This is a genomic window from Sulfurimonas indica (assembly GCF_009192995.1).
In the GTDB taxonomy this organism is placed as follows: Bacteria; Campylobacterota; Campylobacteria; order Campylobacterales; family Sulfurimonadaceae; genus Sulfurimonas; species Sulfurimonas indica.
In genome coordinates, this window is sequence record NZ_SDID01000013.1 from 1 (window position 1) to 18,012 (window position 18,012).

General features: G+C 38.3%; 14 protein-coding genes. 7 read left to right on the forward strand and 7 right to left on the reverse strand.

Going from position 1 to position 18,012, the window contains the following annotated elements:
* Positions 1–44: 44 nt before the first annotated feature.
* A complete protein-coding gene (locus ES948_RS07160) occupies positions 45–797 on the reverse strand; it encodes a glycosyltransferase family 2 protein (protein WP_152184270.1) in 753 nt (250 codons plus the stop codon).
* A 95-nt stretch (positions 798–892) separates the two neighbouring features.
* Positions 893–1,954: an aminofutalosine synthase MqnE gene (mqnE, locus tag ES948_RS07165; RefSeq protein WP_152184271.1), complete on the reverse strand. Its 1,062-nt coding sequence runs from the start codon at positions 1,952–1,954 to the stop codon at positions 893–895.
* 94 nt (positions 1,955–2,048) lie between these two features.
* On the opposite strand from mqnE, the gene ES948_RS07170 reads away from it, so the two are divergent.
* A complete protein-coding gene (locus tag ES948_RS07170; protein ID WP_152184272.1) occupies positions 2,049–2,585 on the forward strand; it encodes a Uma2 family endonuclease in 537 nt (178 codons plus the stop codon).
* 45 nt (positions 2,586–2,630) lie between these two features.
* On the opposite strand, the gene lsrK is transcribed toward ES948_RS07170, so the two are convergent.
* Genes lsrK through ES948_RS07185 form a run of 3 tightly spaced genes read right to left on the reverse strand, consistent with a single transcriptional unit; the run spans position 2,631 to position 5,654 of the window.
* Positions 2,631–4,190 carry an autoinducer-2 kinase gene (gene lsrK, locus ES948_RS07175; protein WP_152184273.1) on the reverse strand — a complete coding sequence of 520 codons (1,560 nt, stop codon included), beginning with the start codon at positions 4,188–4,190 and terminating at the stop codon, positions 2,631–2,633.
* A complete protein-coding gene (locus ES948_RS07180) occupies positions 4,187–5,362 on the reverse strand; it encodes a class II aldolase/adducin family protein (RefSeq protein WP_152184274.1) in 1,176 nt (391 codons plus the stop codon). Before ES948_RS07180 ends, lsrK begins: the two co-directional genes overlap by 4 nt.
* 4 nt (positions 5,363–5,366) lie before the next feature.
* Positions 5,367–5,654 carry a putative quinol monooxygenase gene (locus tag ES948_RS07185; protein WP_152184275.1) on the reverse strand — a complete coding sequence of 96 codons (288 nt, stop codon included), beginning with the start codon at positions 5,652–5,654 and terminating at the stop codon, positions 5,367–5,369.
* 69 nt (positions 5,655–5,723) lie between these two features.
* Between ES948_RS07185 and ES948_RS07190 the strand changes: the two genes are divergently transcribed.
* Genes ES948_RS07190 through ES948_RS07200 form a run of 3 tightly spaced genes read left to right on the forward strand, consistent with a single transcriptional unit; the run spans position 5,724 to position 11,913 of the window.
* A complete protein-coding gene (locus ES948_RS07190) occupies positions 5,724–8,234 on the forward strand; it encodes a [protein-PII] uridylyltransferase family protein (protein WP_152184276.1) in 2,511 nt (836 codons plus the stop codon).
* Positions 8,235–8,246: 12 nt separating this feature from the next.
* Entirely contained in the window at positions 8,247–10,061 is a 1,815-nt protein-coding gene (glmS, locus tag ES948_RS07195) for a glutamine--fructose-6-phosphate transaminase (isomerizing) (protein WP_152184277.1), read from the forward strand.
* A gap of 4 nt (positions 10,062–10,065) precedes the next feature.
* A complete protein-coding gene (locus ES948_RS07200) occupies positions 10,066–11,913 on the forward strand; it encodes a GGDEF domain-containing protein (protein ID WP_152184278.1) in 1,848 nt (615 codons plus the stop codon).
* 66 nt (positions 11,914–11,979) lie between these two features.
* On the opposite strand, the gene ES948_RS07205 is transcribed toward ES948_RS07200, so the two are convergent.
* Both ES948_RS07205 and thiC read right to left on the reverse strand, forming a co-directional pair.
* Complete coding sequence (locus ES948_RS07205; RefSeq protein WP_152184279.1) at positions 11,980–13,137, reverse strand: Mrp/NBP35 family ATP-binding protein; 1,158 nt, start codon at positions 13,135–13,137, stop codon at positions 11,980–11,982.
* A 105-nt stretch (positions 13,138–13,242) separates the two neighbouring features.
* Positions 13,243–14,631: a phosphomethylpyrimidine synthase ThiC gene (thiC, locus tag ES948_RS07210; RefSeq protein ID WP_152184280.1), complete on the reverse strand. Its 1,389-nt coding sequence runs from the start codon at positions 14,629–14,631 to the stop codon at positions 13,243–13,245.
* Positions 14,632–14,823: 192 nt separating this feature from the next.
* On the opposite strand from thiC, the gene ES948_RS07215 reads away from it, so the two are divergent.
* The 3 genes from ES948_RS07215 to ES948_RS07225 are packed head-to-tail and all read left to right on the forward strand — an operon-like array spanning position 14,824 to position 18,005.
* The gene (locus tag ES948_RS07215; RefSeq protein ID WP_152184281.1) at positions 14,824–15,948 is read left to right on the forward strand and encodes a bifunctional 2-C-methyl-D-erythritol 4-phosphate cytidylyltransferase/2-C-methyl-D-erythritol 2,4-cyclodiphosphate synthase; all 1,125 of its coding nucleotides are present in this window, start codon (positions 14,824–14,826) and stop codon (positions 15,946–15,948) included.
* A 1-nt stretch (position 15,949) separates the two neighbouring features.
* Positions 15,950–16,837: a response regulator gene (locus ES948_RS07220; protein WP_152184282.1), complete on the forward strand. Its 888-nt coding sequence runs from the start codon at positions 15,950–15,952 to the stop codon at positions 16,835–16,837.
* Complete coding sequence (locus ES948_RS07225) at positions 16,815–18,005, forward strand: sulfate adenylyltransferase (RefSeq protein ID WP_152184283.1); 1,191 nt, start codon at positions 16,815–16,817, stop codon at positions 18,003–18,005. Before ES948_RS07220 ends, ES948_RS07225 begins: the two co-directional genes overlap by 23 nt.
* Positions 18,006–18,012: the final 7 nt, after the last annotated feature.

An 18,012-nucleotide genomic window follows, 5' to 3' on the forward strand; every position in this document is an offset into this window, starting at 1 on the left:
TTTTGAAGAGTTGGAATTATAATCATACTTAACTGAATAGTTCCTTACAAAGTAGAAATTCCATGATAATTCATTTTTGCTTCCAATTCTTTTGCTATTTCTTCTTTCATCTCTTTTTGTTCAACAAATTGAAGTAGTTTTTCTAAAGCATACATACGGTACTTGTCCAAATCTTTCGAAAAACCCAACTGTTTATCGTGTCCTGCATGTTTTATGATGAGTTTTTCATTAATGAGTCCTACTTTGTGTTTTAGTAGTATTCGCAACCACAGATCATAATCTTCACACACCGGTAAGCTCTCGTCAAAAAGTCCAACACTCTCAAAAAGTTTTTTGTGCATAACTACAGAAGATGGTGCGATGTTACAGTAAGAGAGGTTTTCCATAAAAATATCATCTCCTACTTTTCTATATTTTTTAGGTATTTTGATGACCTGCTCATTTCGAACCCACTGCTCTGCTGTATAGCTCATCAAAATATCTGGATTACTCTCATGGAAGCTTACTTGTTTCTCAAGTTTCTTTTCATCCCACTCATCATCAGAGTCCAAAAAAGCTATCCATTCATACTTTGCTGCTTTTATGCCAACATTTCTAGCGCACGATACACCTCTGTTTTCTTGGTATATGTAAATGATGTCTGGGAAATCTTTTGTTATTTGTTTCGTATTATCAGTTGAGCCATCATCAATGATTATAAGCTCTTTTGGTGGATGCGTTTGGGCATATACTGAAGTGATAGCCCTTTTTAACAGTTCATAGCGGTTGTATGTGGGGATAATGACTGTAATATCCAATCTATTCTCCTATTTTTGCCTGGGATGAATCCCGGGATCCGACAAAACTGCCAACCTCTCCGGAAGCAGGGATTTATCCCTGCCCCTCTAAACGCCTACCAAACCTTTATCTCATTATAGACACTGTCCCTCTCTACAGGAATAAATCCACTGTTTTTAATAAGTGCCGTAAATTCATTGACATCCACACCGTTTGCACTCTTTGCACCTGCTGCAGAGTTAATGGACTCTTTTTCAATTGTCCCATCTAAATCATTTGCTCCGAATTCCTGTGCAACAAGGGCCAAGTTTACAGTAGATGTCACCCAGTAGGCTTTTAAGTTTGGTACATTATCAAGAACTAATCTTGCAATAGCATAGGTTTTTAAAATCTCATTAGCAGTGATTGGCTTGTCAATATTTAAGTAGTTATTTTCCGTTTGATAGACCAGAGGAATGAAGGCATTAAACCCACCTGTTTTATCTTGCAGCTCACGTATACGCATCATATGATCGATTCGGTTCTCACGTGACTCTACATGACCAAAGAGCATCGTAACATTTGACTTTTTTCCACGTTCATGCCATTTTCTGTGAATCTCAAACCATTGATCCGATGTCACTTTACCTTTACAGATATAATCCCTAACCTTTTCATCAAAAATCTCAGCACCACCACCCGGCATAGAGTCTACTCCGTTTTCAACCATCAAGTCAAGTACCTCATCATAACTAAGACCATGATGGCGTGAGAGAAAGTCAACCTCAGCAGCAGTAAGTGCTTTTACATGAAGCTCAGGGTACTTCTCTTTTATCTTTTTAAAAATATCCAAATACCAATCAAGTGTCACACTGGGATTGTGTGCAGAGACGATGTGAACCTCTTTGGCATCATTTGCCACGATATTGTCAACAATTTGCATAATCTCTTCATGGCTCATTGTGTACTGGTTTGGATTTTTTCGTGTTGCAGAGTAAGCACAAAACTTACAGACATCTGCACAGACATTTGTCGGATTGATATGACGGTTGATGTTAAAGTATGTCTTTTTTCCATGAAACTCTTGACGCTTTTTATCAGCAAGCTCTCCGAGTTCAAAAAGGTCCATCTCATAAAGCGCTACACCATCGCTCAAAGAGAGTCGTTCACCCACTGCAATTTTTTCACTTATGCTCATACCCACCAGCCTCAATTTTTTCGCAAATTATATCTAAAAGAGATTAATCTTTGTTGTGTTATAATAGTGCATATTAAAGTAAGGGAGTCGTTTTATGTGTGCCATTGAATACTACACTTATGAAGACTATGTCAAATGGGAAGGAGACTGGGAGCTTATCAACGGTGTACCGCTTGCTATGAGTCCAGCGCCCATGATTACCCATCAGGCATTAGCAACAAACATAGCATATGAACTAAAAAATTCATCAGACAACTGCAAGGAGTGTTTAGTTTTACATGAAGTTGACTATAAAATCAATGATGACACCATCTTACGCCCTGATGTTGTACTGACATGCAATGAAACAAATGACGCCTACCTGACAAAAGCACCACAAATCATCGTCGAGGTCATCAGCCACTCCACTGCAAAACGCGATGAGAAGTTTAAATTTGAGATTTATGAAAAAGAGAAGGTAAAGTACTACCTCTTGGTCTATCCTGATGATTTAAAAGCCAAAATCTATAAACTCGATGGCAAAGAGTATGACAAACAGGGAGACTTCACTACTGAGAGCTACACATTTGAAGAGAGCAGTTGCAAAGCTTCTATTGATTTTGAGAGAGTTTTTAAAAAATTTAGAAAATAAAGTTTTTCTGCACTCTCTTCCCACCCTAAAGGATGGGTTCCGAAACTACACTAATCCCGGTGCCATCCACATACTCTGTGTCACACCGCTATCAACCAAGCCAAGTTGCACTTCATACGCTTTTTGCCACTTCTTTTTTAACTTGTCATAAACCTCTTTGTTTTTTCTATTTGGCATATATTTTTTGTCCAAAACGACAAGCTTCTCTGCCGCATCTTCAAGCGTATCATAAACACCGACACCCACACCAGCAGCCATTGCCCCACCAAGTGCTGTTGCCTCTGTCACTTTTGGGATCGTCACTTCACATCCTGTTACATCCGCGAGTATCTGTGACCAAAGCTCTCCTTTACTTGCTCCACCTGCAAAGACGATTTTTTCTATCTTTATGCCAGAGAAAGCTTCTATCTTTTCAAGATTGATACTTGAGACGATTGCTGCATTCTCTTCTAAAGCTCGAAATATTGAGATAGTATTGTATTTTTCGCTATCAAGACCGAGATTTAAAAAAGATGGCGATGCATGATACCACTTGCCATACTTCATAGAGTCTGAAAATATTGGGAGGATTTCATATGAGCCAACAGGAACATTTTGTGCCTTGTTCTCCAAAACCTCATATACATCACACCCCTGCTCTTTTGCCTCAAGCTTTTCTAACTGACAAAAAGCATCTCGAAACCATCTCATTACAAGTCCCGAGAAAAATGTAATCCCCTCTGCCTGAGAGAGGCCCTCTACTACATGGGGGTTAACACGTATGCCCATATCGTTAGGAGGTGTCACATCACTTTTAATATTTACTACCTGCTGCCAAAAACTCCCGCCAAGAACTGCTACATCACCCTCATTTACTACACCAAGTCCAACAGAGCCAAGTTGCACATCTCCACCACCCATCACTACCTGCGTGAGTTTATTGAGTCCTGTTTCGTGAGATGCCTCTTGTGTCACGTTTCCTAGAACTTCACCTGTCTCTAAAACCGCAGGAAAAATATCATCTTTAAGTCCAACTCTCTTTGCCATTTCTTTCTCCCACTTGCGTGAGACAAGAGAAAAAATGCCTGTTGTTCCTGCATTACTTGGATCCACTGCTATTTTTCCACTGAGTTTTGCTAATATCCAGTCCCCTATCATCGAGATAGAAGCTACTTTTTTATAGATGTCAGGGCGATTATTTTTCAGCCATAAAAGACGAGGCAAGGCTCCAAGAGCAAAAGTCTGTCCACTCTTTTTGTAAAACTCTTCTTCGATGCCGGGATAGTTCTCTTTTAAATACTTCACCTCATCAGCTGCTCGTGCATCGACATTTGCCACACCCCAAAGCTCATTCCCATCTGCATCATAAAGTACTATCCCCTCACGCATACTTGTAGCCGAGAGTGCCAAAATATCATCAGCATTGACATCTTGAATAGCCTCTTGAATACAGCTACAAACCAGAGACCAGTTCTGCTCAAAATCAAAGCTCATAGAGTTTGGAATACCATCCTCTTCTAAGTGTGTCCACTCTCTTTGACTCATTGCAAGTTGATTTCCTTTGGTATCAAAAAGCACCGCACGGATGCTTCCTGTTCCTGCATCTATGGCTAGTAGGTATTTCATTTTTTAAGTTTTGCCTGTTCTAATTCCCAGTACTCCATCGCAAAACTATCTTTCTCACTAATGCTTTGATACCCACCAAGTTTATCGGCGCGAAGTACTGCCAACATCGTATGTTCTACAATGTCATAAATTATCTTTGCCTCTTCACGACTTTTACCAAAACAGACAACCGCCAAATTTTTGATAATCATATAATTTGGTGCAGGATTGAGCATTACCTCATCCGTAGCATACTTGTTAAAGTACTCTTTATAAGCTGCAATATATTGTTCTATCCCACCAATAAGGTCCGTATCTTCCATAATAAGCGGTACACGTTTTGTTCTAATAATATGCTCTGGTGTTAAAACCCCACGTGAAGCGAACTCACGCAGATTTGGTTGTGATGCATAAAAAGCGGCAAGTGGTGTTTGGTTGATAGCAATGTGAACTTCATGCCCTTTATACTCACTCATCGTTTTTATAACCCGTGCAATATCACAATCACTGTGTACATAATTATGTTCTATATGAACAATGGCATTTTCATCCAAAAACTCCTCTGCACGGCTCACGGCATCTATCATTTTAGAGTACGAAGCTTTTGCATCATCATCAAAGGTAAAAATTCCATGATTATGTAAAATGATACCCTCTATCTCATCCCAGTTCATATTTTTTGTCAATTCATAAATCTTATGCGCCAACTCAAAGCCCGGCATCACATAATCAACTATCAAAAAGTTCCCAAAAAGCTTGACAATGTGCTCATCTCCATTGACTGAATTTGAGATAGTCACGATTGCATCTGCATGGGTATGGTCCACAAATTTGTAGGGTATGAGTGCGTGCAGTATAGCTTCAACCGAAGGGTTTGGAGCATTTTCATCAAGCATCGCCTCACGCTGCAGTGCTACCATTTCCGAATCACTCAAATGCTCTCTCTTTGCCATATCAAGCAGCGTGTCAAGATAGACCCCAGAAAAACCTTCCGGTTTAATCGTTGCCAGGTCCCAACCACTCCCTTTTACATAAAGAACATCTTCACCGTTTACTTTGCTCTTAACGGAAGTATTACCACCGCCATGTAGAACCAGTTCATCATTTTCACCAAGTAAATTTGATGTATATACCCGCAATTCCAAGTCATTTTTACAAGCCTCAGCCTGTTTATCTATCCATAAATTATCCATAACACTAGCCTAATACTTCCAGCTCATCTGTGTATTTCTTTTCACAGTATGGCTTATAACTTGATTTATAGACTGCATAGTGAGCAGAAGCTTTATGTCCATCAAGTGCGGCTTCATCTTCCCAAGTCTCTACTGCCATAAATTTACGGCGATTGTTCTCATACTGAAATATCTCATAAAAGATACACCCTTTTTCAGCTTTGCTTGGCTTGACCATTGCCCCAAGCAACTCTTTCATCTTATCTTCGCAACCCTCTTTCGCGATGAATGTCACCCTTTTTGTAATTGTCATTTTATTTCTCTCTTCTTCTTTTTTTTAGTTTTAAAGAGAGATTATAGCAAAAATTCAATATAATCATATATGGACTTATTATTACATATTGAAGATATCATAGAAAATAACGGCTCAGACTTTGAACTCTCAAAACTTTTTAAGCAATATATCAAAGAGTACAAAGAGTCACTTCCAGAACTTTTTAAAGAGAATCAGGGAAAAGACTTTCTTGTTAAACATACGAAGAAACTCGACTCTATCATTACACTGATGTACAAAACTGTACTGCGCCGTCTTTTTGGAAACTATCTGCCTATGCGAAGTCAAATTCCGATAGCAATCGTAGCACTCGGCAGTTACGGACGTGAACAGCTCTGTGTCCACAGTGACATTGACCTGCTTATCGTTTATGAAAGAGTTGAAGGGTATCAGACTGAACTCATCATAGAAAAACTTTTCTATCTTGCCCTTGATGCAGGAATGAAACTCGGGCATCGTGTCCATGAGACAAAAGATCTCTTTAAAGCCGCGAATGAGGAGATCACCATTCGTACATCACTAATGGAATCCCGTTTTATTACCGGTTCTCCTTTTACCTGGCATGCAACAGAGAGAGAACTGGGTAAAATCAGATCATATCAGCCAAAAAAGTTTATCTTGGCAAAAATTGAAGAGGCGCAAAAAAGACGGAAAAAGTACCCTATCTCAATGCAGCCTAACATCAAAGAGGGAGTTGGCGGACTGCGTGACTCGCAACTTATCTTCTGGGTGGCAAAGACCATTTACAATGTCAACAACATTAAAGAACTCAGTGGCAAAATATTTTCAGACGAAGAGTATAAAGAGTTTCGCATCGCATTAGAGCTTCTTTATCGTGTCCGTTCTGCTCTGCATCTCATCACAGGGAAACAAGAAGACAAACTTCTTTTAGAACACATCCCGCAAGTCAGCTCTATGCTTGGTTTTAAAAAGCAGGAGAAGTTTGCGTCAAAAGTCCTTCAAGCCGGATGGAGAATCAATAACTTCACGCAGATATTTATCAAAAAAATGGTACGTCCTTTCATTGTCGATCCAGCATATATAACAAAGTTCCGTCATGCGAGACTTCGTAAAGGTGTCTATCTCTTAAACGACAGGCTCTTCGCATCTTACAATCTCAAGCCTCTGCCGATCAATACACTTTTAGAGTTGCTCATCTCTCTTGAAGATAATGATTACCGTTTTGATGCAGGTTTTTTAAACCAGTTTACCTATACAAAAATCTCACACCCTTTGAATAAAAAAACATACACGCTTATTAAAAAGCTCTTTTACAAAAAACATATAGCATCATTTTTAAAACTTTTCTATGATGCAGGTATTTTGGCTGAGCTCTTTGCTAACTTCAAAAAAGTGATGCACCTGCCACAATTTGACGGCTATCATCACTACCCTGTCGATATCCACTCCATTAAGTGTGTTCAGGCTTTGGAAAACATCAAAGAAGACTTCATACAAGAACTCTTTGATAAACTGAGTGAAGAAGAGAAACTGCTTCTAAAAACCGTTGTCTTTTTTCATGACAGCGGAAAAGGCAGAAAACAAGACCACAGTGAAGTGGGTGCAAAACTCATGCTGCAATTTGCAAAGCACATAGGGCTTGGCGAAGAGCTGAGCTCACGTGCAGTAACACTGGTCAAACACCATATATTAATGAGCAATGTTGCCTTTAAAGAGAACATTCATAATGAAAAAACTCTCTATAAGTTTATGTCAAGTGTCGGTGATACGAAAAACCTCAAGCTCCTTTATATCTTGACCTATGCAGACATTAACGGTGTCGGTGGCGATACATACAACTCCTTTAATGCAAAACTGCTTTATGATCTTTATAACAGTGCCCTTGAAATCGCAGAAAACAGTGAGAGAATCACCGATGCGAAAAAACGCCTTATCATAGAAAGACGTGTCAAAAACCTTGAAGCCTTTAAAGCGCTGCCACGTCTTCTACAGAAAAAGATCCTCGCTGTCGAGTCCAATCTTTTCTTTTTTAAACACATACCGCAAGATATCATTGAGATTGCAAAAAAAGCAAATGCTACTAAAGAGTACAGTTTTACGACAAAAAACAAAGAGTCCCTTACGATTGAAATCTACAGACGTATTCCACTCAATGTCGGCTACCTGCTTGCAACACTCTCTCATTTAGATGTTGCCTCTATGGAGATTTTTACACTCTTTGACGATATCAAATACTTTAAAATCGAGTTTATTAAAAATGTACAAGGCAATGAGCTCATCGAAGTGCAAGATATCATTGATAATGCCTTTGATATGAGCAGAGAAGTCCCACTGAAAAAGGTCAATATCAAACGTGATGAGATAAAAATCGACTGTGAGCATTCAAAAACACATGCCGAACTGAGCATTCATACGCAAAATCAGATGGGACTGCTGGCTTATGTCATGCATAGATTTGAAGAGATGCATATCAATATCATTACAGCAAAAATCCATTCAAGCAAATATAAAGTGCGAGACAGCTTCTTAATGGAAAAACAACATGACATATGCGATAATGTCGATAAAATTTATGAAATGCTATCAAATGAACAGTAGAGGACTTTTTTTATGTGCGGAATAGTTGGTTATATCGGTCAAAAGAATACAAAAGAGATTTTACTCGAAGGGCTTAAAGAGTTAGAGTACCGTGGGTATGACTCAGCAGGTATTGCAGTACTGAGTGATGGGGTATTTTCAAGTTTTAAAGCAACAGGAAAACTTGTCAATCTTGAGGAAAAGACAAAAGATTTCACTACAGACAAATTTGCTGTAGGTATCGGCCATACACGCTGGGCGACACATGGAAAACCAACAGAACTCAATGCACACCCTCACGTAGGAGAAAACTCTTATGTTGTTCATAACGGTATCATAGAGAATTATGCAGAATTAAAAAAAGCACTCATTGATGATGGTGTAACTTTTCTTTCACAGACCGATACCGAAGTCATTGTCCATCAGTTTGAGAAAAATCTTAAAGGCAGTGATGATGCATTTGATGCCTTTAAGAAGACAATAGCAGAACTTGAAGGTGCTTATGCCATCTTACTTGTGACAAAAGCAGAAAATGACAAAATCTTCTTTGCAAAACACGGTTCACCTATGCTTGTCGGTATCAATGCTGAAGATGAGAAATATTTTGCCTCTTCAGATACACCGCTTATCGGTCACTGCACAGATGTAAATTATTTTGAAGATGGAGATTATGGGTATGTCTCACGTGAGGATATTCTTATATTTGACAAAGACAACCAGCAAAAACAACCTCATTTTGTAAAACTCTCTACAAACAAACTCTCTGCTCAAAAGGATGGCTACCGCTTCTTTATGGAAAAAGAGATTTATGAGCAAAGCGATGTCATAGCCGATACACTGCTTGGACGTGTTACGGAAAAAGAGGTCATCTTTGAAGAGCTCGATTCTAAGCTGTTTGAAGGCATCAATGAGATAAAACTCTGTGCATGTGGGACATCCTACCATGCAGCACTTACAGCTTCTTATATGTTTGAGCGCTACTCAAAAATAAAAACATCGGTAGAAATAGCATCAGAATTCCGCTATCGTGAGCCGATTATGACCAAAGATACTCTTTTCGTCGTTATCAGCCAGAGTGGTGAAACAGCAGATACACTTGAAACATTAAAAATGGCGAAAGAAGCAGCTCTTAAGACACTTGTTATATGTAATGTTGACAACTCTTCTATGGTGCGTCTTGCAGATGCAACAATCCTCACGCGAGCAGGAGTAGAAAAAGGTGTCGCATCAACAAAAGCATTTGCAACACAGGTCACTCTGTTTTGGATGCTCTCTCTCTATCTGGCAAAAATAAAAAGCTCTCTCACGCAAGAAGAAATTATGCATCAACTTGAGCTTTTGCGCACCATTCCAACATCTGTAAAAGTTGAGGACAGCATGCATGAACGCATCAAACGACTCTCAAAACGCTATCTTCACGGACATGGATTCTTCTTTATCGGACGTGATATATTTTTCCCACTTGCATTAGAGGGTGCACTTAAACTCAAAGAGATAAGCTATCTTCACGCAGAGGGTTATCCAAGTGGTGAGATGAAACACGGACCTATCGCTTTGGCAGATCCTGAGCTTTTTACTATTGCCCTGCTTCCGGAACACCTTTTATATGAAAAGTCCAAATCAAATGTAGAAGAGCTTAGTGCAAGAGACTCAACAATTTGTGCCATTAGTCCGATAGCATTTGAGAAAGCAGATGACTTTATCCAAACAAAAAAACAAAAAGATTATATGTTGGAATTTTTTGAGATGATGGTTGTTGTTCAACTATTATCACTTGAAATTTCTGTACGTCTTGGTAACGATGTAGATATGCCAAGAAATTTGGCAAAAAGTGTAACGGTGGAGTAATAAGATGAAAAGTAAATTAAAACTATTAATTATTGTCACCTTAATGCTTCTTGGTTTAGGAGTTGCGACCATTGTTAATATCTCTTTGAATTTTAGAGAATACAGCCTAAAAAGTGCCACAGAGAAAGCAACTACTACAGCAGCAATTGTAAAAGATGGTCTTACTGCCCATATGGTAAACGGCATTATGGATAAAAGACAATACTTTTTAGAACAGATATCTTCCAATAATACTGACATCAAATCTCTTTGGTTGGTACGTTCACCTAATGTTATCAAACAGTTCGGACCTGGTTTTAACAGTGAAACCATCAGAGACTCTCTGGATAAAGAGGTTTTAAAAACAGGAAAAACTACGAAACAGATACATGAGACTACAGATGCTATTACCCTAAGAGTTTCCATTCCATATAAGGCAACAGCAATAGGTCGTCCAAACTGTTTAAACTGTCATGATGTCCAACGAGGTGATACGCTTGGTGTTATCAGTATGGAGTTTGATATTACAAATATGCGAAATGCAGGACTGATTACTATTTTAAAGATTCTTGGTATGAACCTCGTATTTATAATCGTAGTATTATTGCTTATAAATCATTATATTACACCCTATATGCACCTATTCTCCAACATGCAAGAAGGCATACAAAAAGCCTATAGTGGTGATTTTACGCATAAGTTCACAACAACCGTTCAGGGTGATGCTAAAAAAATCGTAGAACAACTCAACACTCTTTTTCGAAAAATGCAAGATACCTTTGGCGATATCAAATATAATCTTGCAACCTTTATTCCCCAAGGTTCTGTATCTTCCACTGATCCACTCTATGAAGCAAAGATGATCATAAAAGAGCTCTCAGATATCTATAAATTTAAAAAGACGATAGAACTCGACCTTTCAAAAAATGCAGTATATGACAGAATTATTGATGTATTAAGAACTAAATATAATTTTACTCATTTTGCTTTTTATGAAATAAATACCAATAATAACTCTCGAAAGCTCATCTATATATCCACGGGTGAAAGCATTTGTGATTTGGAAGTAGAAGAAGATGCTATTCTCTGTCGTGCATATCGAACAAAATCGGATGTCATATCTACAGAGTTTGTCAATTTATGTCAATCATGTTCCTCTGATGATCTTGATTATATTTGTATTCCGTTTGATATCAATGATGAATATTCACTCGTCATTTCAATCACAACAAAAGAGAGTTCAGAAATCAGTAAAATAAATTCTTACATTCCAAGTATAAAAAACTATCTGGAAGCTGCAAAACCGGTAATTGAGAGTAGAATTCTCACAGATAAGTTACGAGAAAGCTCTTTAAAAGATGGTATGACTGGACTTTATAACAGAAGATTTTTAGAAGAGTTTATCGACACTTTCATGAAACAGGCACAAAGAAGTAAAGAGAGCTATAGTCTTTTAATGCTCGATGTTGATTTCTTTAAACAGGTTAATGATACTTATGGCCATGATGTAGGTGACAAAGTTATTGTCGCTATTGGTGAAGTGTTAAAGGAAAATATCCGTGAATCAGACTTAGCTGTCCGATATGGTGGTGAAGAGTTTTTAGTACTGCTTCATAATGCCAGTGATGAAGGAGCACTCATGGTTGCCAAAAAGATTCATGAAGCATTTGCCGCACTTATTTTTGATGTCGGTCATAGCGAAACTATACAAAAAACAATGAGCATCGGCATAGCAAAATTCCCTTATAATGGTGATACTATCTGGAAATGTATAAAGCTCGCAGATACAGCTCTATATGTTGCAAAAACAACAGGTAGAAATAAAATCGTAGAATATACAAAAGAGATGAGTGAAAATAAAGATTTACGTTAGAGGAAACATACTTAATAGTATGTGACGAGCAAAGCAACGCAAAAGAAGCGTTGCTATTATACTTTTTTAGCTACAGCCGCATCCGCCGCCGCTACTCTGTGGTGCTGAAGACGCCCCACCAGTAGAACAAGCCGATACACCTGGAGGTGTTGTAGGCTGAACAGCTTCATTGTCCACTCCACCATTAGCATTGATTTCTTCGATAGTTGCCCAAATAGACTCTGCTGCTTTCATATAGCGTTTTGCAGACTCAGAATCTGGAGCTACGAAAGTGATAGGTTTTCCTTCATCACCACCCGTTCTGATTGCCGGCTCGATTGGAATCTCAGCGATAACTTTTGTATCGAACTCTTTTGCCATAGGCTCAGAAGTTCCTTTACCAAAGATATCATACTCTACACCGGTATCCGGTGCAATGAATCCACTCATATTCTCAACGATTCCAGCGATTGGGATGTTCAGTTTTTTGAACATATCAAGTGAACGACGTGAGTCATCGAGAGATACCCCTTGTGGCGTTGTAACTGTAAGACCAGCTGTTACTGGAACAGATTGTGCAAGTGTAAGCTGTGCATCACCAGTTCCCGGTGGCATATCAATTACAAGTACATCTAGCTCTGACCATAAGATATCACGTAAGAACTGCTCGATTGCCTTCATGATCATAGCACCACGCCAGATTAAAGATTGTCCCTCTTCCATGAGTGAACCCATAGACATTACTTCAATGCCATAAGCCTTGATAGGAAGCACTTTGTTTCCGTTTACTTCTGGTTTTACATCAGCAACACCAAGCATACGAGGAACATTTGGACCATAGATATCTGCATCTAAAAGACCTACTTTTTTCCCTTGCTGTGCAAGAGCGATAGCAATGTTTACAGATGTTGTAGATTTACCAACGCCACCTTTTCCAGAACTTACCATCAAGAAGTTTTTAATTTGCGGTGCGATATTTTTACCTCTTGAAGAGCTCTCTCTTGGCATTACTGGTGCTTTAATATTTAGAGTTACATTTATTGCACCTGCACGCTTTAGCTCCTGTGTTGCTTCATCTTTAATCTGCTGTGCAACTTCTGGTGCTGATGAAGTGATATCTACTGTCAGACTCACATCATTACCATTGATTGCAATATCTTTTACAAAACCAAATGTTACGATGTCCTTGGTAAAACCAGGGTACATAACTTTTGACAATGCTGATTTTACTATTTCTTCAGTCATTTGTATTTTCCTTTAATTTATTTTATAAATGTTATTTTCGAAGCTTATCATATCTAAATAAGACAAATATTGTCTTATTTAAGATCAATTTTTTCAAAAAAACGTTTAAGCTAAGGCTTCAGCCTCTTCTTTTGCTTTTGACTCATCGATGATTTTCTGGATTCCTTCTGGATTATCCATAATATCCTGTGTAATTTTGTATGAACAGAATTTCGGTCCACACATAGAACAGAACTCTGCTTCTTTAAATACATCTTGAGGCAGTGTCTCATCATGATACTCACGTGCACGTTCACTATCAAGTGCCAACTCAAACTGTTTCTCCCAGTCAAATGTATAACGAGCATCACTCATAGCATCATCAACATCACGTGCACCTTTGCGACCACGAGCGATGTCAGCTGCGTGAGCTGCAATTTTATACGCGATGATTCCCTCACGTACATCATCTGCATTAGGCAGTCCCAAGTGCTCTTTTGGTGTTACATAACAAAGCATACTAGCCCCATGCCATCCACCAACAGCAGCACCGATTGCAGATGAGATATGGTCATATCCAGCTGCGATGTCAGTTACTAAAGGTCCTAAGATATAAAAAGGTGCTTCATGACAAAGCTCACGCTGAATCTTCATATTACGCTCGATTTGATTAAGAGGTACATGTCCCGGACCCTCAATCATAACCTGAACATTTTTCTCCCATGCGCGAAGTGTTAGCTCTCCAAGAACTTTCAACTCACCAAGCTGTGCATCATCAGATGCATCTGCCAAACAACCAGGGCGCAGTGAATCACCTAAAGAGAGACTTACATCATACTTTGCACAGATATCCAAGATATCATCAAATGCTGTATAGAAAGGATTTTCTCTATGATAGTGCATCATCCACGCAGCCATTAATGACCCACCACGAGATACGATTCCCATTTTACGTTTTGCAACTTTTGGCATAGTCTCTAACAGGAAGCCTGCATGAATTGTAAAGTATGAAACACCCTGCTTTGCTTGACGTTCTAGAACTTCAAGCATTACATCAATAGTTAAATCCTCAATCTTATTACCAACATCATGTAAGATCTGATAGATTGGCACTGTACCGATTGGGATCTTAGAGTTTGCGATAACAGCTTTTCTGATCTCATCAAGATCTCCACCTGTACTTAAATCCATCGCTGTATCTGCTTTATAGTGTTGTGACACTTGAACTTTCTCTATCTCACCTTGTACATCAGAAGCGATTGCCGATGAACCTATATTTGCATTAATCTTACATTTACTAGCGATTCCGATTGCCATCGGCTCTAATGATGTATGATTTACATTTGCAGGTATAATTAATCTTCCTCTTGCTATTTCACTACGAACGAGCTCAGGAGACAAATCTTCTATTTTTGCGACATACTCCATCTCTTCTGTGATGATGCCTTGCTTTGCGTAATACATCTGTGTTCTAACAGGATCATTCTCACGCTTTTTTACCCATGAAGATCTCATAAGTCTCTCCTCAAAATTATCTTTGTCTTTATATATATGATGGAAATATAATCAAATAAAGTTAATCTAATATAAAGTGGATAGATTTATTGGTGAGCTAAAGGAACTCTCAGTAGGAAAGCTGCTCTTTTAAGATTTAAAAAGCTTTTGATGTGTATAATTTCGTAACACTTTTAATCACGAGGAGACTTTTTGTCCAACTTGACACTTATTTTACTTGCAGCTGGAACTTCTAGACGCTTTGCCCAAGATGTCAAAAAACAGTGGCTTCGCATCGAGCATAAGCCTTTGTGGCAATTTGTAGCAGATAATTTGAAAAAAAGTGAGTTTTTTTCTCAAATTATTATCGTAGGTTCTGCTGATGAAATAGAGTTTATGAAACTATACTCCTCATACCAGTTTGTAGCAGGTGGAGCGACAAGACAAGAGTCTCTTAAAAATGCACTTGAAATTGTTACAAATGAATATGTTCTTGTAAATGACATAGCACGTGCCTGTATCTCGACAAATTTACTAGAACGCATTATCTCACGCAAGGGTTCGGCTGATGTTATCGTACCCTTTTTAAATGTAACCGATACTATTGTATATGAGAACGAAACCATTGACAGAGATAAAGTAAAAAGAATCCAAACCCCACAACTCTCCACAACAAAAGCACTCAAAGCTGCACTTGATACAAATCAAACATTTACAGATGAGAGTAGTGCTATAGTTGCAAATGGGGGCTCACGTGAGTTTGTTACAGGTGAAGATGAAGCCCACAAGATTACATACCCACAAGATTTAAACAAAGTCCCATGTCTGAGTGCACCAAGCAGTGACATGCTCAGTGGGAACGGTTTTGATGTCCATGCCTTTGATGACAAAGGTACAATGTGGCTAGGTGGTGTAAAAATAGAATCTGACTTTGGATTTAAAGCGCACAGTGATGGTGATGTAGCCATTCATGCGCTCATAGATGCCCTCTTGGGAGCTGCAGGAATGGGTGATATAGGAATGCTTTTTCCTGATAGTGATGATGCGTATAAAGGGATCGATTCAAAAGAGTTACTCAAAAATGTTGTAGCAAAAATTTATAGCTTTGGTTTTGTCATCATCAATGCAGACATAACCATAGCAGCACAAACGCCTCGTATAGGAAAGTATAAACTGCAAATGCGTAGAGTTTTAGCTGAAATCTTAGGTATTGATGCATCGCGTATGAATATCAAAGCAACTACAACAGAAAAACTAGGCTTCATTGGAAGAAGCGAAGGTGTTGGCGTCATTGCCAATGCAAACTTAAAATATTTAGATTGGAAGATGATAGGATAGTATGAAGATATTAATTATAGAAAATGAAGTATATTTGGCACAGAGTATTGCAACAAAATTAGGTGAATTAGGGCATATATGTGAAATGTGTACCTCAACAAAAGATGCCATTCGTGGCGTTAGTTATGATGTGGTACTCCTCTCTACAAATATAAATGGGCAAGATTTTAATCCGGTTATAGAAACATTTAAAAACTCCATCGTTATTTTGATGGTCTCATACATTTCAAATGACACAGTATCAAAACCACTATCAGCAGGGGCAAAAGACTACATTTTAAAACCATTTATGATAGAAGAGCTTGTCCGTAAGATTGACCACTATCAAGATTATGAAAAGCTCAAAAAAAGAAATGAGGCGTATGAGAAATATCTTGCACACACATTTGCAAATGCAAAACATGGTCAGGATTTAGAAAATATCGAACTGCCTCTCTTTGTCTCATCAAACTTTCAAAAATATGCGGATGCTTTTGCCTTTGAATATGCACAAAAAAAGAATCTTCCACTTCATTTTATCTCACTCAGTGATACAAAAGCACTCAGTGAAATAGAATCACTGCCGCAAAATTCCATAATTTACATTATCGACTATCAAACACTCAAAAAATCAGACAAAAAAATCTTTTGTGAGCTAATAACAGATAAAAAGGCTATCATTGTCAGCAGTGATAAGATTGAAGATGTAGAGCATCCTGTTATTGAGATTAAAAGTGAGAGCAATGTCTTTGACAAAGGGGAAATCCTTCCAATTGAAGATTATGTAAAATTTATTGTACTCAATTACCAAGACAAATATCCAGATACAGAACTCTCCAAAAAACTAGGTATCAGCCGTAAAAGCCTTTGGGAAAAAAGAAAGAAATATGACATCGTCAAGAAAAAATAAAACGCTCTATATCGATAAAGAGGCAGCTTCAGCATTAGAACTTGTAGATGACGGATTACTGCATCCGGTAACAAAACTAATGAATGAAGCAGAGTCTGCAGAAGTTTTAAAAACTGGACTCATCGATGGAAAATCTTTTCCTTTCCCTTTTATACTAGCACCCTCTGGAAAGAAAAATGAAGAAATAATCTCTTCCCTTGAAGTAGGTGAAGAGATCACAATCATCTGTGATAAAGAGGAGTTCGCAACACTTATTGTTGAAGAGATTTTTAGAATAGACCCAAATGAGCGTGTAAAACACATTTATGGCACAGATGACCTCTCTCACCCTGGTGTTATGGCAACCATCAAGCGTATCGGTAGATGGGCAGTAAGTGGTAACTATACTATACTGAACAAAAAAGAGAATATCAACAAGAAAAATATTGCCAAAGCAAAAGAGCTCATAGGTGCCAACCATACAAGTTCTCTTGTGATGGGTGTTAATCCTCTGCATCGTGCACATGAGCGTCTTATCCGTCAAACTTTAGAGACTACAGACCTGCTCATCATTTTTCTCTTAAAGCCTTATGACAGTGCAAATATTGCTTTTGATGTGAGATATGAGGCTTTATCATATTTTATAAATAACTTTTTACCTAAAAACCGTGTGGTTATCGTACCACTTGAGAACAGTTACATCTTTGCAGGCTATAATGAGATCATCATTGATGCTATTGTTGCAAAGAACTATGGTTGTGACAGACTCACAATCGGACGAAACCATGCAGGTCTTGGTATGTTTTACGATTGTAACTCAAACAAGTCTATTATTGACAAAGTAACCGGTATCGATATTGAGATAACAGTGGCAAGTGAGTATGTTTATTGTGATGAGTGTAAAACACTGGTAAGTAAAAATACCTGTCCTCACGGGCAACATCATCAAATCTCTTACCATGCAGACTCAATACTCGAGTTGCTTGAAGCCGGCCTTTTACCACCAGCTGTACTTATTCGTAAAGAGATAAGCTCCTTTTTACTCTCAAAACTCTTTCCAAACAGATTTAAAAATCTGGAAAAACTATACTATGACACTTTCCCTGTCAAAGGTCTTTTAGAAGAACATACGGAAAAAGATTTCTACCTTGAGCTGATGAAGCTCTACCAAACAACTTCACTTACATAAGGGTATA